The 21043-nt window shown below is 70.9% G+C and carries 26 protein-coding genes and 1 tRNA gene; 13 read left to right on the plus strand and 14 right to left on the minus strand.

Annotated features, from left to right (window positions below; genetic code table 11):
• The first annotated feature begins 71 nt into the window (after window positions 1-71).
• Window positions 72-1277, plus strand: a complete 1206-nt coding sequence (locus tag ACK4TT_RS09590; protein WP_409634655.1) for an acetyl-CoA C-acyltransferase — start codon at window positions 72-74, stop codon at window positions 1275-1277.
• Window positions 1278-1399: 122 nt separating this feature from the next.
• Entirely contained in the window at window positions 1400-2863 is a 1464-nt protein-coding gene (locus ACK4TT_RS09595; protein ID WP_410212900.1) for a serine hydrolase domain-containing protein, read from the plus strand.
• Window positions 2864-2869: 6 nt separating this feature from the next.
• Here ACK4TT_RS09595 and ACK4TT_RS09600 read toward each other — a convergent pair whose 3' ends face one another.
• The 3 genes from ACK4TT_RS09600 to ACK4TT_RS09610 are packed head-to-tail and all read right to left on the minus strand — an operon-like array spanning window position 2870 to window position 5286.
• Entirely contained in the window at window positions 2870-3463 is a 594-nt protein-coding gene (locus tag ACK4TT_RS09600; protein WP_409634661.1) for a DUF3501 family protein, read from the minus strand.
• On the minus strand, window positions 3463-4848 hold the full coding sequence (locus ACK4TT_RS09605) for a (Fe-S)-binding protein (protein ID WP_409634664.1): 1386 nt from the start codon (window positions 4846-4848) through the stop codon (window positions 3463-3465). The genes ACK4TT_RS09600 and ACK4TT_RS09605 overlap by 1 nt, the downstream gene beginning before the upstream one ends.
• Before the next feature lie 21 nt (window positions 4849-4869).
• Window positions 4870-5286: a rubrerythrin family protein gene (locus tag ACK4TT_RS09610; RefSeq protein WP_409634666.1), complete on the minus strand. Its 417-nt coding sequence runs from the start codon at window positions 5284-5286 to the stop codon at window positions 4870-4872.
• Window positions 5287-5384: 98 nt separating this feature from the next.
• Here ACK4TT_RS09610 and ACK4TT_RS09615 point away from each other — a divergent pair, with 98 nt between their 5' ends.
• On the plus strand, window positions 5385-5660 hold the full coding sequence (locus tag ACK4TT_RS09615; protein WP_409634669.1) for a hypothetical protein: 276 nt from the start codon (window positions 5385-5387) through the stop codon (window positions 5658-5660).
• On the opposite strand, the gene ACK4TT_RS09620 is transcribed toward ACK4TT_RS09615, so the two are convergent.
• On the minus strand, window positions 5657-6253 hold the full coding sequence (locus ACK4TT_RS09620) for an alpha-ketoglutarate-dependent dioxygenase AlkB (RefSeq protein WP_409634672.1): 597 nt from the start codon (window positions 6251-6253) through the stop codon (window positions 5657-5659). The two genes, ACK4TT_RS09615 and ACK4TT_RS09620, sit on opposite strands and share 4 nt — an antisense overlap.
• Before the next feature lie 174 nt (window positions 6254-6427).
• Here ACK4TT_RS09620 and ACK4TT_RS09625 point away from each other — a divergent pair, with 174 nt between their 5' ends.
• The 5 genes from ACK4TT_RS09625 (at window position 6428) to ACK4TT_RS09645 (ending at window position 8471) form a co-directional block, all read left to right on the plus strand.
• A complete protein-coding gene (locus ACK4TT_RS09625) occupies window positions 6428-6625 on the plus strand; it encodes a DUF2061 domain-containing protein (protein WP_409634675.1) in 198 nt (65 codons plus the stop codon).
• Window positions 6626-6661: 36 nt separating this feature from the next.
• Window positions 6662-7099 (plus strand): Dps family protein, encoded by a 438-nt coding sequence (locus ACK4TT_RS09630; RefSeq protein ID WP_409634678.1) that lies wholly within the window; start codon window positions 6662-6664, stop codon window positions 7097-7099.
• A gap of 8 nt (window positions 7100-7107) precedes the next feature.
• Window positions 7108-7677, plus strand: coding sequence for an NUDIX domain-containing protein (locus ACK4TT_RS09635; RefSeq protein WP_410212901.1), 570 nt, complete (start codon window positions 7108-7110; stop codon window positions 7675-7677).
• A gap of 8 nt (window positions 7678-7685) precedes the next feature.
• Entirely contained in the window at window positions 7686-8057 is a 372-nt protein-coding gene (locus ACK4TT_RS09640) for a hypothetical protein (RefSeq protein WP_409634684.1), read from the plus strand.
• Window positions 8058-8198: 141 nt separating this feature from the next.
• Complete coding sequence (locus ACK4TT_RS09645; protein WP_409634686.1) at window positions 8199-8471, plus strand: usg protein; 273 nt, start codon at window positions 8199-8201, stop codon at window positions 8469-8471.
• A gap of 23 nt (window positions 8472-8494) precedes the next feature.
• On the opposite strand, the gene ACK4TT_RS09650 is transcribed toward ACK4TT_RS09645, so the two are convergent.
• From ACK4TT_RS09650 to ACK4TT_RS09665, 4 genes are all read right to left on the minus strand, one after another.
• The gene (locus tag ACK4TT_RS09650) at window positions 8495-8791 is read right to left on the minus strand and encodes a glycine zipper 2TM domain-containing protein (RefSeq protein ID WP_410212902.1); all 297 of its coding nucleotides are present in this window, start codon (window positions 8789-8791) and stop codon (window positions 8495-8497) included.
• A gap of 143 nt (window positions 8792-8934) precedes the next feature.
• Window positions 8935-9024: transfer RNA gene (locus ACK4TT_RS09655), tRNA-Ser, on the minus strand.
• A gap of 108 nt (window positions 9025-9132) precedes the next feature.
• Window positions 9133-9558, minus strand: a complete 426-nt coding sequence (locus ACK4TT_RS09660) for a PaaI family thioesterase (protein WP_409634692.1) — start codon at window positions 9556-9558, stop codon at window positions 9133-9135.
• Complete coding sequence (locus ACK4TT_RS09665; protein ID WP_409634695.1) at window positions 9555-10022, minus strand: PaaI family thioesterase; 468 nt, start codon at window positions 10020-10022, stop codon at window positions 9555-9557. The genes ACK4TT_RS09660 and ACK4TT_RS09665 overlap by 4 nt, the downstream gene beginning before the upstream one ends.
• Window positions 10023-10162: 140 nt before the next feature.
• Between ACK4TT_RS09665 and ACK4TT_RS09670 the strand changes: the two genes are divergently transcribed.
• From ACK4TT_RS09670 to ACK4TT_RS09680, 3 genes are all read left to right on the plus strand, one after another.
• Window positions 10163-11626 carry an AMP-binding protein gene (locus ACK4TT_RS09670; RefSeq protein ID WP_409634698.1) on the plus strand — a complete coding sequence of 488 codons (1464 nt, stop codon included), beginning with the start codon at window positions 10163-10165 and terminating at the stop codon, window positions 11624-11626.
• 125 nt (window positions 11627-11751) lie between these two features.
• Window positions 11752-12942: a thiolase domain-containing protein gene (locus ACK4TT_RS09675; RefSeq protein ID WP_409634700.1), complete on the plus strand. Its 1191-nt coding sequence runs from the start codon at window positions 11752-11754 to the stop codon at window positions 12940-12942.
• A 5-nt stretch (window positions 12943-12947) separates the two neighbouring features.
• Window positions 12948-13352, plus strand: coding sequence for a Zn-ribbon domain-containing OB-fold protein (locus tag ACK4TT_RS09680; RefSeq protein WP_409634703.1), 405 nt, complete (start codon window positions 12948-12950; stop codon window positions 13350-13352).
• A 70-nt stretch (window positions 13353-13422) separates the two neighbouring features.
• Here the strand turns inward: ACK4TT_RS09680 and ACK4TT_RS09685 are convergent, their stop codons facing one another.
• Window positions 13423-14643: a CaiB/BaiF CoA transferase family protein gene (locus ACK4TT_RS09685; RefSeq protein WP_410212903.1), complete on the minus strand. Its 1221-nt coding sequence runs from the start codon at window positions 14641-14643 to the stop codon at window positions 13423-13425.
• Window positions 14644-14714: 71 nt separating this feature from the next.
• Between ACK4TT_RS09685 and ACK4TT_RS09690 the strand changes: the two genes are divergently transcribed.
• Complete coding sequence (locus tag ACK4TT_RS09690; RefSeq protein ID WP_409634709.1) at window positions 14715-15881, plus strand: acyl-CoA dehydrogenase family protein; 1167 nt, start codon at window positions 14715-14717, stop codon at window positions 15879-15881.
• Window positions 15878-16660: an enoyl-CoA hydratase/isomerase family protein gene (locus ACK4TT_RS09695; RefSeq protein ID WP_409634712.1), complete on the plus strand. Its 783-nt coding sequence runs from the start codon at window positions 15878-15880 to the stop codon at window positions 16658-16660. The genes ACK4TT_RS09690 and ACK4TT_RS09695 overlap by 4 nt, the downstream gene beginning before the upstream one ends.
• A gap of 3 nt (window positions 16661-16663) precedes the next feature.
• Here ACK4TT_RS09695 and ACK4TT_RS09700 read toward each other — a convergent pair whose 3' ends face one another.
• Genes ACK4TT_RS09700 through pgl form a run of 5 tightly spaced genes read right to left on the minus strand, consistent with a single transcriptional unit; the run spans window position 16664 to window position 21037 of the window.
• A complete protein-coding gene (locus tag ACK4TT_RS09700) occupies window positions 16664-16924 on the minus strand; it encodes a hypothetical protein (protein ID WP_409634715.1) in 261 nt (86 codons plus the stop codon).
• A gap of 2 nt (window positions 16925-16926) precedes the next feature.
• Complete coding sequence (gene eda / locus ACK4TT_RS09705; RefSeq protein WP_409634717.1) at window positions 16927-17586, minus strand: bifunctional 4-hydroxy-2-oxoglutarate aldolase/2-dehydro-3-deoxy-phosphogluconate aldolase; 660 nt, start codon at window positions 17584-17586, stop codon at window positions 16927-16929.
• Window positions 17583-18554, minus strand: coding sequence for a glucokinase (gene glk, locus ACK4TT_RS09710; RefSeq protein WP_409634720.1), 972 nt, complete (start codon window positions 18552-18554; stop codon window positions 17583-17585). Before glk ends, eda begins: the two co-directional genes overlap by 4 nt.
• Window position 18555: 1 nt before the next feature.
• Window positions 18556-20367, minus strand: coding sequence for a phosphogluconate dehydratase (gene edd / locus ACK4TT_RS09715; protein WP_409634723.1), 1812 nt, complete (start codon window positions 20365-20367; stop codon window positions 18556-18558).
• Between the two features lie 13 nt (window positions 20368-20380).
• Window positions 20381-21037 carry a 6-phosphogluconolactonase gene (gene pgl / locus ACK4TT_RS09720; RefSeq protein ID WP_410212904.1) on the minus strand — a complete coding sequence of 219 codons (657 nt, stop codon included), beginning with the start codon at window positions 21035-21037 and terminating at the stop codon, window positions 20381-20383.
• Between the last annotated feature and the right edge of the window lie 6 nt (window positions 21038-21043).

Consider the following 21043-nt stretch of genomic DNA (forward strand, 5'->3'; position numbering starts at 1 on the left):
GCGCGGCGGGACGGCCTGGGCCGTCCCGCCGTCCTTCCATCCTCCCCAACACGCAACGTCAGGATCTTTCGATGCGCGAAGCCGTCATCGTCGCCGCCAAGCGGACGCCCATCGGGCGGGCCTACCGCGGGGCCTTCAACAACACCTACGGCGCGACCCTGGGCGCAGAAGCCATCCGGGCCGCCGTGGCCCAGGCCGGCGTCGACCCGGGCGAGATCGACGACGTCTGCATGGGCGCGGCGATGCAGCAGGGCACCACGGGCAACAACATCGCCCGCCAGGCCGCCCTGCGCGCCGGCCTGCCGAAGACGGTCTCGGGCATGACCATGGACCGCCAGTGCTCGTCGGGCCTGATGGCGATCGCCACGGCCGCCAAGTACATCATCAATGACGGCGCCCCGATCGCGGTCGGCGGCGGGCTGGAATCCATCAGCCTCGTGCAGAACGACAAGATGAACCGCTTCATGGCGGTGGACCCCTGGCTGCACGAGCACGTGCCGGAGCTGGGCTGCTCGATGCTCGAGACCGCCGAGATCGTGGCCGACCGCTACGGCGTCTCCCGCGAGGCCCAGGACGAATACGCCCTGCAGTCGCAGCAGCGCACCGCCAAGGCCCAGGCCGAGGGCCGCTTCGCCGACGAGATCGTGCCGGTCACCACCGTCATGAAGGTGGTGGTCAACAAGGAGACGGGCGAGCTCGCCGACAAGGAGATCACGATCTCCGGCGACGAGGGCAACCGTCCCCAGACCACGCTGGAGGACCTCCAGAAGCTGCAACCGGTGTTCAAGGGCGGCCGCTACGTCCAGCAGGGCCGGTTCATCACCGCCGGCAACGCCTCGCAGCTCTCGGACGGCGCCGCCGCCGTGGTGCTGATGGAGCGCAAGGAGGCCGAGAAGCGCGGCCTTCAGGCGCTCGGCGCCTACCGCGGCATGGCCGTGGCCGGCTGCGGTCCCGAGGAAATGGGCATCGGTCCGGTGTTCGCCATCCCGAAGCTCCTGGAGCGCAACGGGCTGACCATGGACGACATCGGCATCTGGGAGCTGAACGAGGCCTTCGCCAGTCAGGTGCTCTACTGCCGCGACAAGCTGGGCATCCCGAACGAGAAGCTGAACGTCTCGGGCGGCTCGATCTCGATCGGCCACCCCTATGGCATGACCGGCGCCCGCTGCACGGCCCACGTCCTCTACGAGGGCAAACGCCGGGGCGCCAAGTACGGCGTCGTCACCATGTGCGTCGGCGGCGGCATGGGCGCCGCAGGACTTTTCGAGATCTTCTGATCCCGACGACCGCCATGAACCGAAGGGCCGTCCGCGAGGGCGGCCCTTTTCCTTTCCGCGAATTCACGTGAGGGCGCCGAGCTTGGCCGTTATCCGGGCCTCCTGACCTGGAGAGGGTTTCCGTGTCTTCGCGTCTCCTGAAAGCCCTGGCCGCCGCCGCGCTGGCCGTCATGCAACCCGCCCCGACCCTGGCCCAGCCGGCGCCCGCCGCCATCAGCCCCGCCGATCAGGCGCTCGCCGACGACTTCCTGGCGGCCGTGAACGGCGACGCCGCCGCCCGCGCGGCCTTCCTCGACCGCCGCCTGGCCGCCGAGACCCGCATGCCGCGCGCCGAGTTCGCCAGGGTGCTGGACGCCGTCGCCCGCACGGCCGGCGGGCTCTCCCTCGAGTCCGTCAGCCGCCGGGGCCCCTTCGTGCGCCTCAAGGTGACGGCCGCCAACGGCCGCGGCGGCCGCATCGACCTCGACGTCTCACCCGCCGAACCCGGCCGCATCGTGGGCCTGATCACCGTCCCCGTGCCTGCGGTCTACGAAGGGCCGAAGGTGACCGGCCCCCTCTCCCGCGCCGACCTCGCCCAGGCCATCGACCGGCGCGTCAGCGACGCCGCCGACCGCGACGATTTCTCCGGCGCGGTGCTGGTGATGAAGGGCGACGAGGTGATCTACAGCGGCGCCTTCGGCCAGGCCGACAAGGCCCGCGGCCTGCCGGTCACGCTGGAAACCCGCTTCAACCTGGGCTCGATGGACAAGCAGTTCACGGCCGTCGCCATCGGCCAGCTCATGGAGCAGGGCAGGCTCACCCTCGACACGCGCGTGATCGACGTCCTGCCCGACTATCCGAACAAGGCGGCGGCGCGGAAGATCACCATCCGCCACCTGCTCACCCACTCGGCGGGCCTGGGCATGATGTGGGAGCGGCCCGGCTGGGACTGGAAGCTGAAGTACGAGCGGGTCTCCGAACTGCTGCCGCTGTTCGCGAAGGCCGACCCCGAGTTCGAACCGGGAACCCAGGCCGCCTATTCCAACGAGGGCTTTCTGGTGCTGGGGGCGGTGATCGAGAAGCTGACCGGCCGCACCTGGTACGACTACGTCCAGGAGAACGTCTTCGACCGCGCCGGCATGACCCGCACCAGCTACCTCACCGACGACCCCGCCATTGCCGACCGCGCCGTCGGCTACCGCTTCGTCGACGAGGACCCGCTGGGGTTCGGCGAGCGCCGGCCCAACTGGGAAATCCTGTCGCGGCGGGGCAACTCATGCGGCGGCGGCTTTTCCACCGTGGGCGACATGATCCGTTTCCTCCAGGCGCTCCGCTCCGGGAAGCTGCTGAAGCCCGAGACGGCGGCCCTCTTCACCGCCCAGGCCGAGGGCGGGCGGCCCGAGTACGGCTTCGGCTTCGAGCACATCCCCACGGCGGGCCGGACCATCGTCGGCCACGACGGCGGCGGCCCGGGCTCCGGCATCAATTCCGACGCCAAGATGGTCTGGGAGACCGGCTACGCCTACGCCGTGCTCGGCAACTACGACGCGCCCTTCACCCAGATCGTCGGCGGCGACATCGGCGAGATGCTGGCCCGCCAGGACTAAGGCGCGCTAGGCTAGGTCGCGGCTGAGCTCCGCCCGGGTGGCGGGCGACAGGCCCGCCAGGTGGCTGTAGCGGTCGTGGCTGCAGCCTACCAGGATCGCCGTGGCCGGATCGCGGAACACCGCCACGTGCTCCGGCTTCAGCGGGAAGCGCAGGAAGTGGACGGACGAGGTCTTGCCGTCCTCGCGGGTCCGCTCCACGTCGCCCTCGGGAACGCCGGGAACGCGGTCGGCGCCCACCTGGACGAAGAAGCAATCCTCCACCCCGCCCAGCCGCGCCAGGATCGCCTCGCGCCGGACCGGGTCGTCGATTTCGAACATCACGGTCGCCACCAGCTCCTGGCCCTGGGGGATCAGGGGGTTGTAGGCGGCCAGTTCGTCCGGGACCTGCTCGGCCCCGCCCTTCTCGATCAGCAGCATCTCCTGCACCTGGAAGAGCATGGTGTCGTAGCACTCGAAGTGGACGGTGCAGACCGGCCCCAGCTCCACCCGGCGCAGGCGCTTGACCGGCAGCAGCGCCGCCCGCCGCTCGCGGCGCACCCGGGCGAACTCGGCGTCCGGAAGCAGGTCCTCGGGCGTGATCCGGCGAAGGTCCGCGGGCATCAGAGGGCTCCGTAGGCGCGGGCGAAGATCTCGATGGGATGGGCCTGCCGGGGCGGCGCGGGCGCATCCGCGGCCGTCTCCGCCTCGATCATCTGGCCGATGTGCTTGCAGGCCAGCGGGCAATCGGAACAGAGCGTCCCGTTGGCCTTCTGCATGGCCTGGCGCGCGGTCGGGCGGCCCACCTTGCGGGCGAGCGCGTGCGTGCCCTTCATCACCCCGAAGGTGCCGCCGTGGCCCGAGCAGCGCTCGATCAGGTCGACCTTGGTCTCGGGGATCAGCCGCAGCATCTCGGCCGACTTGGCCCCCATGTTCTGGGCCCGGGCGTGGCAGGCGTGGTGGATCGTGACGCCGCCCTCCACCGGCCGCAGCCCTTCCACCAGCCCGAAGGTCCTGGCCAGTTCGACGACGTATTCCGAGACGTCCTTGGTCGCCCGCGACAGCGCCGCGACCGGCGCGCTGTCGGTGAGCAGCAGGGGCCATTCGAACTTCATCATCAGGCCGCAGCTCGCCGTCAGCGCCACCACGTCCCAGCCCTCGTCGATCAGCGGCGCGAAGACCGCGGCCACGCGTTCGGCCTTGCCCGCCACGTCCGAAAGGTCGCCCGCCTCGAGCTGGGGCATGCCGCAGCACTCGGGATAGACGAAGCGGACGTCCACGCCCTGCAGCGCCAGCACCCGGGCCGCGGCCACCGCCGTGTCCGGCTGGTTGTAGTCCACGAAGCAGGTGGCGTAGAGCGCGACCTTCCGCTGGCCGAAGGCCGGGCCGGCCGGGTTGGGCGGGACCGGCGCCGCCTTCAGCCGATCGCCGGCCGTCCTCGAGTGGTAGCGGGGAAGCTCGGCCTCGGCGTCGATCCCCGCAATCGCCTCCATCAGCTTGCGGAGCGGCGTGTTCTCCCGGGCGGTCGCCCAGTTGGCGAGACCCGCCACGGGCTTGGCGAGCTTGCCGTTGCGGTCGGTCTTGCCGAGCTGCTCGCGGACGAATTCCTTCTCGCCCGCCCGGCGCCTGGCGGCCCGGTAGCGCAGGATCAGGTGCGGGAAATCGAGGTCGAAGGGATGCGGCGGGACATAGGGGCACTTCGTCAGGAAGCACATGTCGCAGAGCGTGCAGGCCTCGGCGACCTTGGCGTAGTCGGCCTTAGGCACGCCGTCGACCTCGCCCGTCGGCCCCTCGTCCACCAGGTCGAACAGCCGGGGGAAGCTGTCGCACAGATTGAAGCAGCGCCGGCAGCCGTGGCAGATGTCGAACACCCGCTCCATCTCGGCCTCGACCTTGGCCAGGTCGTAGTAGTCCTCGTCCCGCCAGGCGATCGGCCGGCGGAACGGCGCGTCGAGGCTTCCCTCGCGGGATAGGACCTCGGGGGGAGGTCCCTTGTCGCTGTCGCTCACGGCCGCCGCCCCGCGGGCCGGCTATTCGAGCGTGTCGAGGGCGCGCTGGAAGCGGCCGGCGTGGGACTTCTCGGCCTTGGCGAGCGTCTCGAACCAGTCGGCGATTTCGTCGAAGCCTTCGTCGCGGGCCGTGCGGGCCATGCCCGGGTACATGTCGGTGTACTCGTGGGTCTCGCCGGCGATGGCGGCCTTGAGGTTGTCCGAGGTCGCGCCGATCGGCAGGCCGGTGGCCGGGTCGCCCACGGCTTCCAGGAACTCCAGGTGTCCGTGCGCGTGGCCGGTCTCGCCCTCGGCGGTGGAGCGGAACACGGCGGCCACGTCGTTGTAGCCTTCCACGTCCGCCTTCTGGGCGAAGTAGAGGTAGCGGCGGTTCGCCTGGCTTTCGCCGGCGAAGGCGGCCTTGAGGTTCTCGACGGTCTTGCTGCTGGCGAGCGACATGGCGTTCTCCCTCGGCTGCGCAGGCCTCTGGAGGGCCTGCTGAAGAGCCCGGAGACGACTATGGACCCCGCCTCCTATCGAGCAACATGATATATTCTATGGCGGATATCGGCGTTCTCTATGACGCGGAACCGCGGGCCCCGGGCGGGGTTCTCCAGGCCGAAGCTTGGAGGACGAACCGATGGCCGGGAACAGAATCCAGGGCGAAGGCGACGACCAGCCCGCCCGCCGCCACCAGTAAGGAACAGCACGAGTTCGCCAGGTCCGGCGAGGTCGAGAAGAAGGCCCGCGAGGCCGAGGACGCGCTGGAGGGTCCCGCGGCCGAGGAGCTGGAGCGCGCCCGCCGCGGGACCGCCGTGGGCAAGACCCGCTAGGACCCCGGCTGGCGCCTGAGGTTCCTGAAGGTGATCGAATAGCGCAGCGCCCGGGCCTCCGGGATGCTGTGCTCCCACACGCTGCGCGCCGGGCCATCCAGCAGATAGGCCGAGCGGGGCGCCAGGGGGACGTTGAACCGTTCGAAGCGCTCGCCCGCGCGGCGGCGGAAGCGCATGACGCAGGGCGCCCCCAGCGAGATCCCCACCACCTTTTCGAAGGCCGGACGGTCGCGGTGCCAGCCGATCGGCGCGCCCTCGCGGTACTCGTTGATCAGCACATGGGCGAAGGTCCCCGGCGCCAGGCCCGCCACGGCTTCGGCGCGGTCGCGGACGGGGAGGAGCCAGTCCGGCATCGGGCTGGCCTGCACCAGGCCAGGGCCGTTGAAGTCGTAGCGCCAGCCGAAGGAGACCACCCGCCGGCGTCCCTCGTAGCCCCGGAACTGGAAAGGTTCGAACGGCAGGCGCGCCATCTCGGCGAGCAGCCCGCGCTCCTCCTCGGGCGAGAGGAAGTCGGGCCGATAGACGAAGCCGTCCGGGACCTTCGCGGCCGGCGCCCCGGGGGAGGACAGGTCGAAGAGGCTGGCTTGGGCCATGCCCCAAGGTGGGTCCGGGAGCGGGCGACATGAAGGCCTTCTCGGCTTCCGCGTCCGGAAGCCGCGGCCCATCGACCGGAGCTTCCGGCCCCATCGAAAGAAACTTTCTTTCGTAAGTTGCCATTCCATTGGCGAGGACTATTTTAAGAACGGTTCGCAATTAGGACGAATGAGATGCGCCTCGCCGCCAAGACCGCAAGCTGGTCCGTGACCCACATGATCGTGGCCATCGCCGTCGCCTATGCGCTCACCCAGAACTGGCGCGCGGCGCTGGCCGTCGGTTTGATCGAGCCCATATTCCAGACCATCGCCTTCGCCGTACACGAGCGGGTCTGGACGAAGCTGGGCGGCCGCGCTGCGGCGGTCGCCTGACCTGACCATCGACGTCCATCCATACCCAAGGGAGACATGACCATGGCTGACAAGGACACCGTCGCGGCGGGACTGTCGAAGCTGCTCGCCGACACCTACGCGGTCTATCTGAAGACCCACGGCTACCACTGGAACGTCCGCGGCCCGAACTTCGCGGCGCTGCACACCCTCTTCATGACCCAGTACACCGAGATGTGGACCGCCATCGACACGGTGGCCGAGCGCATCCGGGCGCTGGGCTCGCTGGCCCCGCAAGGCTACCGCAGCTTCGGCAACCTCTCGGGCATCCAGGACGGCGATCCCGAGAAGGACGCGGACGGCATGCTGCGCGAACTGGTGGCCGACCACGAGGCCCTGATCCGCACCGCCAAGGCGGCGCGCGAGGGCGCCGACGACGTCACGGCGGCGGTCATTGACGCCCGTGTGGAGGCCCACGAAAAGCACGCCTGGATGCTCAGGGCCTCGCTGGGCTGACCGCCCTCATGCCGGTCGACCTTCGCAAGGTGGAGACGGTCCGCCAGGGCTACGTGACCCTGATGGTCGCGACCCTGACCGCGCCGGACGGGACGACCTTCCGGCGCGACATCGCGCACCACGGCCGCGCCTCCTGCGTCCTCCCCTACGACCCGGAGCGCGGCTGCGCCCTGCTGGTGAACCTGCCTCGGGCGCCAGTGATCTGGGCCGGCGGCCCGCCGGAACTGCTGGAGGCGCCGGCCGGCATGGTCGCCGACGAGGACCCGGAGGAGACCGCGATCCGCGAGGCCCTGGAGGAGGTGGGCGTGAAGCTCGCCCGGCTGGAGCACGTGGGCTCGCCGTTCGCCTCGCCAGGCGTCTCCACCGAGCGCATCGACCTCTACCTGGCCGCCTATGCCGCCGCCGACCGCGTCGCCCGGGACGGCGGGATCGCCCACGAGCACGAGTTCATCGCGGTCGAGGAAGTCCCCCTCGCGCAGCTTTGGACCTGGGTCGAGCAGCGGCGCATCGAGGACCTCAAGACGCTGGCCTTGATCCTGGCGCTGCGCGTGCGCCGGCCGGACCTGTTCGGAGGCTAGAGGAGAGGATGGGCGTCTACGTCGGCTGGGCCCTGGACCCGAGCGAGCGCGAGACGCTCCTGGCGCGCTTCCCGCCCAGGTACGCGCGCGCCGTGGCCGACCACGTGACCCTGGCCTTCGAACCGGCCGTCCCGAAGCTCCCCGTGGAGACCATGGGCGAGATCGTGGGCGAGGCCGACGACGGGGCGGGCGTGCAGGCCCTGGTGGTGCGCATCGGCGGAACCACCGACCGGCCGGACGGCTCCACCTATCACGTCACCTGGTCGCTGGCGGACGGCCGCCGCGCAGTCGAGAGCAACGACGTGATCCGCGAGCGCGGCTGGCGCGCCTTCGGGACGCCGGTCCTGCTCAGCCTGGAGCCGCGCCTGTTCAGGCCCTAGGTCGGCGTCGTGGCAGCATCCGCCCAGAACGAGTGCTAACAACCTGATTTTTCAGGAACTTTTCATCGAATCGCCCATATGATCGTCATGCGTGGCGCGAAGGACCGCGCCGCGCCTGGATCCACAGCGACGAGGCGCGACATGCTGGCGTCCCCCGAATTCCGCAAGCAGATGGAGGGCTACGGGCTCACCACGGCGGAGATCCTCTACCGCCTGCCCGACCACCCGGCGCTCCTGCAGAGCTACATCTGGCAGGACTACGACATCTTCCCGGAATTCCCGGTGCTGAAGAAGTTCCTCGACTTCTGGGCCCACACCCTGGAAGGGCCGCTGTTCAAGGTCACCGTCGGCCACCAGCGGCTGATCAAGCCGGCCGAGCTCAAGGCCGTCGGCGCGGAGTTCCGGCTGCACTGAACCGCCGCGCCGGAAGGGCGGCCTCAGCGGTAGACGTAGCGGCAGTCCTTCTTGGCCTTCTTCTTGGCGATCTGGTGGCCCGCCACCGCGCCCACGCCGGCGCCCAGGATCGCGCCCTCGGTCTTGGCGCCGTTCCCGGCCACCACATTGCCCAGCACGCCGCCGGCCACGGCGCCCGCCAGGGTCCCGTTATTGGCCTTCTTCTTCACGTTGGTCTTGCACACCAGCATCCGTTCGCGGGCGTCAACCGCCACCGGGGCGGCGGCGAAGGCGAAGGTCGTGCAGGCCAGGGTCGCGGCCGCGATCAGTCGGGTGCGCATCGTGCTCGTGTCTCGCTTCCATTGATGTCCCACCCGCCAAAACCCCTGCGCGCGGCATAGGTTTCGATCCAGCCGGCCAAGGCCACGCTGCGTCGGGGGCGTTTTTGAGGCGGGGAGCGCTGGGCCGCGTCAGGCGACGTCGGTGGCGGAGAGGGAGGGATTCGAACCCTCGATACCCTTGCGAGTATGCCGCATTTCGAGTGCGGTGCTTTCAACCACTCAGCCACCTCTCCGTGCCGGGTGCGAGGAGGCTTCGGAAAGCCCCCTGCCGAGTGAGCGGCGGAACCTACTCATCCGACCCCGGCTCCGCAAGGGGCTAGAATGGGCGTGCGTCCGCCCCCCTACCCCTTGGGGTAGAGGATCATCTGGGTGCAGCGGAAAACGGCGATGGTCTTCCCAGTCGCCTCGTTGACCGCCTCGGCGTCCCAGACCTGGGTCATGCGCCCGCCGTGGACGAGGCGGGCCTCGCAACTGACCGTCTCGCCCTCCTTGGCGGTGCCCAGGTAATTGGCCTTCAGCTCGATGGTGGTGAAACCGCTCGCGCCCTCGGGCGCCGAGGCCATGCAGGCGTAGCCGCAGGCGCTGTCGACCAGCGCGATCACCGAGGCGGCGTGCAGGAAGCCGTTCGGGGCCATGTGGCCGCGGGTGACCGTGAGGCGGCCCCGGGCGCGGCCGTTGGCGACCTCCTCCCACTCCATGCCGAGGTTCCCCGGCAGGGTCCCCTCCTGGCGCTTGGCGAAGTGCGCCGCCACGTTTCCGTCCATCATTTCGCAGCTCCTTTCAGCCGGTCGAAGGCGCGCACGGCCATCGAGGCCAGCGCCACCGCGCAGAGGGTTTCGCGTCCATCCTTCACGGCGAAGACGCGCGCCTCCACCGGAATGAGCGTGCGGCCCGCCTTGATCGCCTCGGCCCGGCAGACCAGCCGCTCGCCTATGCCGGGGGCCACGAAGTTGATCTTGTACTCGGCGGTCAGCACCGTCTCGCCGTCCCGCACCACCGTGCCGGCCGCCGCGGCCGTGGCGTCGTCCACCAGGAAGCCGATGGCCGCGCCGTGGAAGAAGCCGTTCTGCTGGGCCACGGCCTTGCGGAACGGCAGCGAGAGGGTGACCCGGCCAGGCGCCACCTCGTCGATCTCCACCCCCAGGTGGTGCAGCATCCCCTGGCCGTTCAGCCCGGCGTTTATGCGCTCGCGAACCGCCCCGAAGCCGGCGTCCTCTCCCGTTGCGCTCATGGGCCCCTCCCCTCGTCCTGCAGTGGAGTTAGGAAGCCGACGCCGCGTAAACCAAGGGGCCGGCGCTTGCACATGCGGAACCGGCGGCGGACAGTGTCCGCAACGAGACGGGCGCGCGGCCCGCCGGGACGGGGACATCGATGTCGGAAGAGTTCATCTCGCTGGGCGCCAAGCTTCGCCAGCACGCCCATTTCCAGCCTCATGCGCCGGCGGTGAGCTGCGGGCCGGCGACCCTCGACTACGACGCCCTGCATCGGCGGACCAACCGCATCGCCCGGGGGCTGGCCGCCATGGGCGTGAAGCAGGGCGACCTCGTCACCGTGGGCCTGCCGAACGGGATCGCCTTCGTGGAGGCCTGCTACGCCATCTGGAAACTGGGCGCGACGCCCCAGCCGGTGTCGTTCCGCCTGCCCAAGGCCGAGCTGGAGGCCATCGTCGAACTGGCCGAGACGCCCCTGGTCATCGCCGAATTCGAGCACCGCATCGACCGGCCAGTGGTGACGGTGGAGGACCTGGCCGCGAAGTCCGACGACGAGGGCGACCTGCCCGACGCGACGCCGCCGGTCTCCAAGGCGCCCACCAGCGGCGGCTCCACGGGGCGGCCGAAGCTGATCCTGGCCGGCCAGCCCGGCGTGGCGCCGAAGGAGACGCCCGAGATCGCCATGTGGCAGATCAAGCCGGACGACGTCTGCGTCCTGCCCGCGCCGCTCTACCACAACGCCGGCTTCGGCATGATGATGACCGCCACCATGATGGGCGCGCACCTCGCGGTCATGCCCCGGTTCGACGCCGAGGGCGTCCTGGCCGAGATCGAGGCCCGGAAGGCCACCTGGGTCTATCTGGTGCCGACCATGATGACCCGCATCTGGCGACTGCCGGAGGAGGTGCGCACCCGCTACGACGTCTCGTCCCTGCACACCCTCTGGCACCTTGCCGCCCCCTGCCCGGCCTGGCTGAAGGAGGCGTTCATCCGCTGGATCGGGCCGCAGAAGGTGATGGAGCTCTACGCCGGCACCGAGGCCCAGGCCGTGACCATCATCACCGGCGAGGAATGGCTGACCCACCGAGGCTCGGTGGGCCGGGTGGCCATGGGGGAGATGAAGATCGTGGGCGAGGACGGTCAGGACCTTCCGCCCGGCGAGGTGGGCGAGATCTACATGCGCCCGGCCGAGGGCTCGCCGCCCACCTACCGCTACCTGGGCGCCACGGCCAAGAGCCTGCCCGGCGGCTGGGAGAGCCTGGGCGACATCGGCTGGTTCGACGCGGAGGGCTACCTCTACCTCGCCGACCGGCGCACCGACATGATCCTGGTGGGCGGGTCCAACGTCTATCCGGCCGAGATCGAGGCGGCTCTGGAGGAGCATCCGGCGGTGCAGTCCTGCGCCGTCATCGGCCTGCCCGACGAGGACCTGGGCAATGTGGTCCACGCCATCGTCCAGCCCCGCGCGCCGGTGACGGCCGAGGAGCTGAAGGCTCACCTGGCCGACCGCCTCGTCACCTACAAGCAGCCGCGCACGTACGAGTTCGTGCAGGAGGCCCTGCGCGACGACGCCGGCAAGGTGCGCCGCTCGGCCCTGCGCGAGGCCCGCCTGCCGCCCGCCTGAATTTGGCTGCCTGACTTGGCTGGTCTGACTTGGCTGGCCTGACTTCCCCTCCGTCACGATTGCGCGGGGGCGCGGCGGCGCGCTAAGCCGCTCGGCATTCTTCGAAACCCTGGTTTGGGGGGCATATGACCATCAAGGGCAAGGCCTATGTGATGGGGGCCTTCGAGCACCCCACGCGCGATGCGCCGGACAAGACGACGGCCCAGCTCCACGCCGAGAGCGCGAGGGGCGCCCTGGCCGACGCCGGCCTCTCCTTCGCCGACGTGGACGGCTACTTCTGCGCCGGCGACGCGCCGGGCTTCGGCGGGCTTTCCATGATCGACTACATGGGCCTGAAGAACGTCCGGCACATGGATTCCACCGAGATGGGCGGCTCGTCCTACATCGCCCACGTCGGCCACGCGGCCCAGGCGATCGCGGCGGGCAAGTGCAGCGTGGCCCTGATCACCCTGGCCGGCCGGCCCCGCAACGGCGGCAATCGCCCGGGCGCCAGCCTGAAACCCGGGCCCGGCGGCCTGTCGGACGGCCCGCCCGAGGCCGGCTTCGAGGCCATCTACGGCGGCTCGACCCACAACACCTACGGCATGTGCGCCATGCGTCACATGCACGAGTACGGCACCACCTCCGAACAGCTCGCCTGGATCAAGGTCGCCGCCTCCCACCACGCCCAGTGGAACGAGCACGCCTTCCTGAAGAACGTGGTCACCGTCGAGGAGGTGGTGAACTCGCGGATGATCTCCGACCCGCTGCACCTCCTGGACTGCTGCGTGGTCACCGACGGCGGCGGGGCCCTCGTCGTCACGTCGCCCGAGGTGGCCAGGAGCCTCAACCGGCCCAGGGTGCGCGTGCTGGGCGCGGGCGAGGCCCCCAAGGGGGTCATGGGCGGCGCCGACCTCGACCTCACCCACTCCGGCGCCGTCTGGTCGGGCCCGCGGGCGTTCGCGGAGGCGGGCGTCACGCCGGCCGACATCAAGTACGCCTCGATCTACGACAGCTTCACCATCACCGTGCTGATGCAGCTCGAGGACCTGGGCTTCTGCGCGAAGGGCGAGGGCGGCCGGTTCGTCGCCGACGGCAACCTGATCTCGGGCGTCGGCAAGCTGCCCTTCAACACCGACGGCGGCGGCCTGTGCAACAACCACCCCACCAACCGGGGCGGCATCACCAAGGTCATCGAGGCGGTGCGCCAGCTCCGCGGCGAGGCCCATCCGAAGGTGCAGGTCCAAAACTGCGACCTCGCCATCGCCCACGGCACCGGCGGCTCGCTGGGCGTCCGCCACGGCTCTGCGACCGTGATCCTGGAACGGGAGGCGTAAGAGACATGTCCGAGGTCATGACCCGGCCGATCCCGGCCCCCGCCGTCACCGTCGAGAGCAAGCCGTTCTGGGACGCCGCCGCCGAGGGCCGCTTCCTCATCAAGCGCTGCACGGCCTGCGGCAAGGCGCACTGGTATCCGCGCACCATCTGCCCGCTCTGCGGCTCGGACGCGACCGTCTGGGAAGAGAGCCCCGGCGAGGGCGAGATCTACAGCTTCTCGATCATGCGCCGCGCGCCCACCGGCCCCTACGCCCTGGCCTACGTCACCCTCGACGAGGGCCCGGCGGTGCTCACCAACATCGTGGACGCCACGCCCGACGAGGTCAGGATCGGGATGCGCGTGAAGGTGCGCTTCCAGGAGACCGAGGGCGAAGGCCCGCCGGCCCCGGTGTTCGCGCCGGTGCGCTGACCCCTTCTCCTCCCCCGATGGGGGAGGAGAGGGCCCCGAGCCTAGCGACTGTGAAGGGGCTGGAGTCGCCCTAAGCCTCCTCGCCCTCGCTCACCTCGGCCAGCACCTCTTCCGTGTGCTCGCCGAGCCTCGGCGGATGGCGGCGGATGTTGGACGGGGTCTTCGAGAACTTCACCGGCGGCTTGATCGCGCGGTAGGCCCCGACGTCCGGATGCGCGTAGGTCTCGAAGAAGCCCACGGCCTTCAGGTGCGGGTCGTCGTCCAGGTCGGCCAGGCCGTTGGTCTTCACCACCGGGATCGACAGGGGCTTGAGGATATCCAGCCATTCCTGGGTGGTCTTCGTCGCCGCCGCCTGCTCGATCAGGCCGTAGAGCTCCTTCACGTGCCTAGCCCGGGTCACGTAGTCGGCGAAGCGCGGATCGGCCTTCACCGCCTCGCCGTAGCCGGCGGCGTCGAAGAACAGGTCCCACTGCTTGTCGGTGTAGGGCAGGAGGCCGATCCAGCCGTCCTTGGTCCGGTAGGGCTTGCGGTTGGGGTTGATCACCCGCTGATAGCCCCACTGGCCGATCGGCGGGTCGAAGGCGTGGTCGTAGAGGTGCTCGACCAGGAGGAAGCTCGTCACGCACTCCAGCATCGGCACTTCCACGAACTGGCCCTCGCCGGTGCGCGCCTTGTGCAGCAGGGCGGCGGTGACGGCCTGGGCGAAGAACAGGCCCGAGACCTTGTCGGCCACCAGGGTCGGCAGGATGCGGGGCGTGGGGTCGCCGTCCGTGCGCGGCAGGATGTCGGCCATGCCCGAGGCCGACTGGATCAGGTCGTCGTAGGCCGGCTCGCCCGCGTAGGGCCCGTCCGAGCCGTAGCCGGCGGCGTGGGCATAGATGATGTCGGGCTTGATCGCCGCCACGTCCTCATACGCCAGGCCCAGGCGCTTCAGGCCGTCGTAGCGGACCGAGGCGGCGAAGACGTCGCAGGTGCGGATCAGCCGTTTCAGGGCCCGCTTGGCGCTCTCCTGCTTCAGGTCCAGCACGATCGAGCGTTTGTTGCGGTTGATGGTCAGGAAGATGGGCCCCATGTCGCGCGGCGCGCCTTCGGGCACATGGCCCGCCCAGCGCATGATGTCGCCGCCGTCGCCGCGGCCCGAGCCCGGGTCCTCCAGCTTGATCACGTCGGCGCCCTGGTCGGCCAGGATCTGAACCCCGTAAGCGCCGTTGACCACGCTGGTCAGGTCCAGGACGCGGATCCCCTTGAGCGGCCCGGTCGCCTTCTCCGCCAAACGCTTGGCTTCCGCCACGTTACATCTCCCCTGTGCGCGCACCGCGTCGTTATGATGCCAACAACAGCAATTTACGTGGGGGGAGGCCAGTGGACTTCGAGCTCGCCGAGGAGCACCGGATGCTCAAGGACCTGGTGGCCAGGTTCGTCCGCGACGAGCTCATGCCCCTGGAGGAGGGGGTCATGGCCCGCGAGGCCGAGGGCAAGGGCCTCGGCCTCTCCGACGCCGAACACGCCCGCCTCGACGAGGTGTCCCGCAACCTCGGCCTCTGGGGCCTGGACGCGCCCGAGGACGTGGGCGGCTCGGACATGCCGATGGTGGCCATGGTCGGCGTCGAGGAGGAGATCGGCCGGACCGTCACGCCCTACACCCTGCCCCCGGACAGCCCGAACCTGCGCATGCTGATGCAGACGGTCAACGAGCGCCAGCGGGCCGCCTACCTGGCGCCCTACGTGGCCGGCAAGACCGTCTCGGCCATCGGCATCTCCGAGCCGGGCGCGGGCTCGGACCCCGCCGCCATGACCACCCGCGCCGTGCGCGACGGCGACGACTGGATCATCGATGGCCGGAAGATCTGGATCACCCGCGCCGCCGAGGCCGACTTCACCATCCTGATGGCGGTCACCGACAAGGAGAAGGGCGCGCGCGGCGGCATCTCCGCCTTCCTGGTCGACAAGGGGACGCCCGGCTTCAACGTCCTGCGCCGCATCCCCATGCTGGGCGGGCAGTACAGCTACGAGGTCGCCCTGGAGGGTTGCCGGGTAGAGGGCTGGAAGCTGCTGGGTCAGGAGGGTGCGGGCTTCGCGCCGATGCAGACCCGGCTCGGAACCCGCCGTATCCAGATGGCCGCCTGGTCGGTGGGCATGGCCCAGCGGGCGCTCGACATGCTGCTGGAGTACGCGCCCCAGCGGAAGACCTTCGGCGCGCCGCTCGCCGAGCGCCAGGCGATCCAGTTCTGGGTGGCCGAGGCGGCGACCAAGATCCACGCTGCGCGCTTGATGACCTACGACTGCGCCTGGAAGCTGGACCAGGGCCGCGACGTCCGCTCGGAAATCTCGATGATCAAGTGGTACGCCACCGAGATGGCCTACGAGACGGTCGACCGGGTCATGCAGGCGTTCGGCGCCATGGGCATGACCAAAGAGCTGCCCTTGCAGCTCATGCAGGCCAAGCTGCGCACCATGCGAATCTACGACGGCCCCACCGAGATCCATAAGTGGGTGGTGGCCCGCAACCTCCTGGGGACCCGGAAATGACGAAGACCTATGGCGACCACGTGACCGTGGCGATGGACGGGCACGTGGCGGTGGTCACGCTGGACCGGCCGCCGCACAACTTCGTCTCGGTCGACTTCATGCGCGACCTGGCCGACGCCCTGGAGGCGGTGGACGCCGACGGCCAGGCGCGCGCCATCGTGCTGCAGAGCGAGGGCAAGACCTTCTGCGGCGGGGCCGACTTCTCCGCGTCGGACGACAAGGTGGCCTCGGGCATGGACGGGGTGCAGGCGCTCTACGCCCAGGCCGTGCGGCTGTTCTCGGTGGAGACGCCGATCGTGGCGGCGGTGCAGGGCGCGGCGGTGGGCGCGGGCCTGGGCCTGGCCTTGGTCGCCGACTTCCGCGTGGCCGCGCCCGAGGCGCGCTTCGTCGGCAACTTCGTGAAGCTGGCCTTCCACCCGGGCTTCGGCCTGACCTACACCCTGCCCCGCGTGATCGGCCAGCAGCGGGCCAACCTGATGTTCCTCACCGGCCGGCGGATCAAGGCCGAGGAGGCGCTGGCCTGGGGCCTGGCCGACGAGGTGGTCCCGGCCGGTGAGCTGCGCGCCGCCGCGCTCAGGCTCGCCCGCGAGATCGCCGAGAACGCGCCGCTCGCCGTGATCTCCACTCGCAAGACGCTGCGCGCCGGCCTCGCCGAGGCGGTGAAGGCCCAGACGGCGATCGAGCACCGCGAACAGGCGCTGCTGCGCGAGACCGAGGACTTCAAGGAAGGCGTGCGCTCCGTCGCCGAACGCCGGCCGGGGAATTGGCTGGGGCGGTAGCGCTCAGCCCAGGTTGAAGCGCTCGCCGGCGGCGCGTTCGCACTCGGCGGCGAGCTCCTTGAACAGCAGGGACAGGATGACGAGGGCCCGGCCCTCGACGTCGGCGGCCTCGGCGCCGGGATGCCAGTCCACGGCCATGTCGAAGGCCAGCTCCGGGATCATGGCGTTACGGCCCAACACGCTGACCAGGGCCGAGCCCGGGTCGCCCGGGCGGGCGGTGGCGGTCACCACCCAGCGCAGGTGCTCGTTCGCCCGGTCGTTCACCGCTAACCCTCGACCCGCGCGGCGGCCCCCGACGCCCCCTGGGGCGCGAGCGCGGCGGCCTCGCGGGCCAGGGCGGTGACGCGGTCCCAGTCGCCGGCGCGGACGGCGTCGGCGGGCGCCACCCAGCTTCCGCCCACGCAGATCACGTTGGGCAGGGCGAGGTAGTCGGCGGCGTTCTTCGCATTGACCCCGCCGGTCGGGCAGAAGGTCGCCTGCTGGAACGGGCTCTGGAAGGCCTTCAGGGCCTCGACCCCGCCCACCACATTGGCCGGGAACAGCTTGAAGTGGGTGAAGCCCGCCGCCAGGCCCGCCATCAGCTCGGTGGCGGTGGCGATCCCGGGCAGCAGCGGCGCGGCGCCCTCGGGCCCCTCGCCATCGATCAGGCCGGGGCTGACCACGAACCTCGCGCCGGCGTCGGCCGCGGCGCGCCGCATCTGGCGGTTCAGCACGGTGCCGGCGCCAACGACGGCGCCCTCGATCTCGGTCATGGCGGCGATGCAGTCCATGGCCGCCGGCGTGCGCAGGGTGACCTCCAGCACCGGCAGGCCGCCCGCCACCAGGGCGCGGCCCAGCGGCACGGCGCTCTTCACGTCGTCCACCACCAGGACGGGGATGACCGGAGCCAGGGCCAGGATGGCGCCGATGGTCGGGTGGGAGGTCATAGGCGCTCCATCTGTTCGAGTTCGCGCGCGGCGCCGACGATCGCCGGATAGGGGTGCGTCACGAGGCAGGTCGGGATCGCCCGAACATAGTCCGACAGGCGGCCCTTGTCCTCGAAGCGGGCGCGGAAGGGGCCGACCGACAGCCGATCGGCCATGCGCGGCGCGATCCCCCCCGAGACATAGACGCCGCCGCGCGCGCCGTAGGTCAGCGCCAGGTCCCCGGCTGTCGCGCCCAGGATGCCGCTGAACCGGTCCAGCGTCGCCTCGGCCAGGGGATCGCCCGCCAAGCCCTGGGTCATCACCGCCTGCTGGTCGGGCAGCGCCGGCTCGCGGCCCTCGATGGCGGCGAGCGCGCAGTAGAGGTCGTAGAGGCCCACGCCCGACAGCAGGCGCTCGACCGACACCCGGCCGTACTTTGCGTGGAGCCGCCGCCAGACCTCCAGCTCGATCTCGTCGTTGGGGGCGAAGGCCGCGTGGCCGCCCTCGGTGGCCAGCGGCGTGTCGCCGCGCTCGCTCCGGACCAGGGCCGCCACGCCGAAGCCGGTGCCGGCGCCCAGGACGACCACGGGACAGTCATAGGCCCCCCGGCCGACGTCGGGACCGATCCGCCTGAGGTCGCCGTCCTCCAGCAGCGGGCAGGCCAGCGCCTGGGCGGCGAAGTCGTTGATCAGCTCCACCGCCTCGAACTCGAAGTGGGCCAGGAGGTCGCCCTCCGAGACGCGCCAGTCGAGGTTGGTGAACTCGATCTCGCCGCCGACCACGGGGCCGGCCACGGCGATCACCGCGCGCGGCGGGCGGCGCTTGCCGGCCGTGGTCTCGATGTATTCGGCCATCACGTCCGCCAGGCTGGCGTACTGCCCAGCCTGGAAGGTGCGCGGATTGCGGATGCGGCCCTCGGCGTCCACCAGGGCGAACCGGGCGTGGGTGCCGCCCACGTCGCCCACCAGTCCCACGTACTGCGGCTTCACGTCAGGCCACCTCGAAGAGGGTGCAGGCGCCCGCGTCGGCGGGGCCGGCGGCCTTGCGCATCCAGCCGAACAGCTCCCGGCCGTAGCCGAAGCCCGACGGGGCGCCGGCGGCCGGCGGACGGGCCATCAGCTCGGCGGGGTCCAGGCGGATGTCCAGGCGGCCCGTCTCGGCGTCGAGCCGGATGACGTCGCCGTCCCGCACCCGCGCCAGCGGGCCGCCGTCCGCCGCCTCGGGCGTCACGTGGATCGCCGCCGGCACCTTGCCGCTTGCGCCGGACATCCGGCCGTCGGTCACCAGAGCCACCTTGAACCCCTTGTCGAGTTGGACGCCGAGCGCCGGCGTGAGCGAGTGCAGCTCGGGCATGCCGTTGGCCCTCGGCCCCTGGAAGCGCACCACGGCGATGAAATCGCGGTTGAGCTCGCCGCGTCGGTGGGCGGCCAGCAGCGCCTCCTGGTCGTCGAACACCAGGGCCGGCGCCTCGACGATCCGGTGTTCGGGCTTCACCGCCGAGGTCTTGATGACGCCCCGGCCCAGCGGCCCGGTCAGCAGGCGCAGCCCGCCCTCGGCCTGGAAGGGATCGTCCACCGGCCTGAGGATGTCGCGGTCGAGCGAGGCCGCCGGGCCGTCGCGCCAGACCAGCCTGCCGTCGTCCAGGAACGGCTCCTGCTGGTACCGGCGAAGGCCGGGGCCGGCCACGGTCATGACGTCCTCGTGCGCCAGGCCCGCGTCGAGAAGCTGGCGGGTGACGAAGGCCATGCCGCCCGCAGCGTGGAAGGCGTTCACGTCCTCGGAGCCGTTCGGGTAGACCCGCGCGATCAGCGGCGTCACGCGGCTGAGATCGTCGAAGTCCTCCCAGGTGATCAGCACGCCCGCCGCCCTGGCCATGGCCAGGATGTGCAGGGTGTGGTTGGTCGAGCCGCCGGTGGCCAGGAGGCCGACCATGGCGTTCACCAGGCTCTTCTCGTCCACGACCGCCGAGAACGGCGTGTAGCCGTTGGTCCCGTCGCGGATCTCCACGGCCCGCTTCGGCGCGGCGGCGGTGAGCGCGTCGCGCAGCGGCGTGTTGGGGCTGACGAAGGCCGCGCCCGGCAGGTGCAGGCCGGTCATCTCCATCATCATCTGGTTGGAGTTGGCCGTGCCGTAGAAGGTGCAGGTGCCCGGTCCGTGGTAGGACTTCATCTCCGAGTCCAGCAGCTCCTCGCGCGTGGCCTTGCCCTCGGCGTAGAGGGCCCGCGTGCGGGCCTTCTCGGCGTTGGAGATGCCCGAGCTCATCGGTCCGCCCGGCACGAAGATCACCGGCAGGTGGCCGAACGCGGCGGCCCCGATGAACAGCCCCGGCACGATCTTGTCGCAGATGCCCAGCATCAGGGCCGCGTCGAAGGCGTCGTGGGTCAGCGCCACCGCCGTGGACATGGCGATCACGTCACGGCTGAACAGCGACAGCTCCATGCCCGGCCGCCCCTGGGTGACGCCATCGCACATGGCGGGCACCCCGCCGGCGTACTGGGCCGTGGCCCCGGCCTCGCGGGCGGCCTTGCGGATGATGTCCGGGAAGCGCTCGTAGGGCTGGTGGGCCGAGAGCATGTCGTTGTAGGCGGAGACGATGGCCACGTTGGGCGCGGTAGGGTCCCGCATCCGCTGCTTGTCGCCCTCGGGCGAGGCGGCGAAGGCGTGGGCCCAGTTGGCGCACGAGAGCTTAGCCCGCCCCGGCGTGGCCTCGCGCGCCGCCGCCATGCGCCCGAGGTAGTCCGCGCGGGCCTCGCGGCTGCGCTCGACGATCCTTTGGGTGACCTCGGCCGTGACCGGATGCATGGGCTTCATCCCCCTAGTGACTGGGTGACCAGAAGACGCGGACCGGGACCTGCGCCTGGTTGAGCAACCGGGCGACGGGCAGGTCGTCGCCCGCCTTCGCGCGGTCGATCACCTGCCGCTTAGCCTCGCCGGCGACCAGAAGGAAGATCGCGCGCGAGTTGAGCAGCGCCGATAGCGTCAGGCTCACCCGGGGAACCGGGGGCTTGCCCAGCCCCTCGGGCACGTCAGCCAGCAGGTCCGGCGTCGCCAGCGCCTGCGAAAGCCCCGGGTCGCCGGGGATCAGCGAGGCGACGTGCCCGTCCTCGCCCATGCCCAGCATCACCGCGTCGAAGGGGGTGAGCGCGGCGAGGGCGGCGGGATCGGGCTTCGGCCACAGGGGCAGCAGGTGGGCCTTGGCCGCGCGTCCCGTGAGCAGCCGTTCGCGCACCTGACGGGCGTTGGACTCCTCGGACGACATATCCACGCAGCGCTCGTCGGACAGCGTCACCACCACCCGCGCCCAGTCCAGATCGGCGTCCTTCAAGCGGTCGTATACGGGGCCGGGCGAGCGCCCGCCTGTGGCCACCAGGCCCGCGCGGCCGCGGGTGCGCAGCGCGTCCTTCAGGCAGGCGGCGACGGCGTGGGCGCAGGCCTCGCCGACGGCCGCCGCGGAGGGAAAGGTCTCGAGCATCGCCAG

Origin of the sequence: Phenylobacterium sp. (genome assembly GCF_046463815.1) — a bacterium.
Classification (GTDB): Bacteria; Pseudomonadota; Alphaproteobacteria; order Caulobacterales; family Caulobacteraceae; genus Phenylobacterium.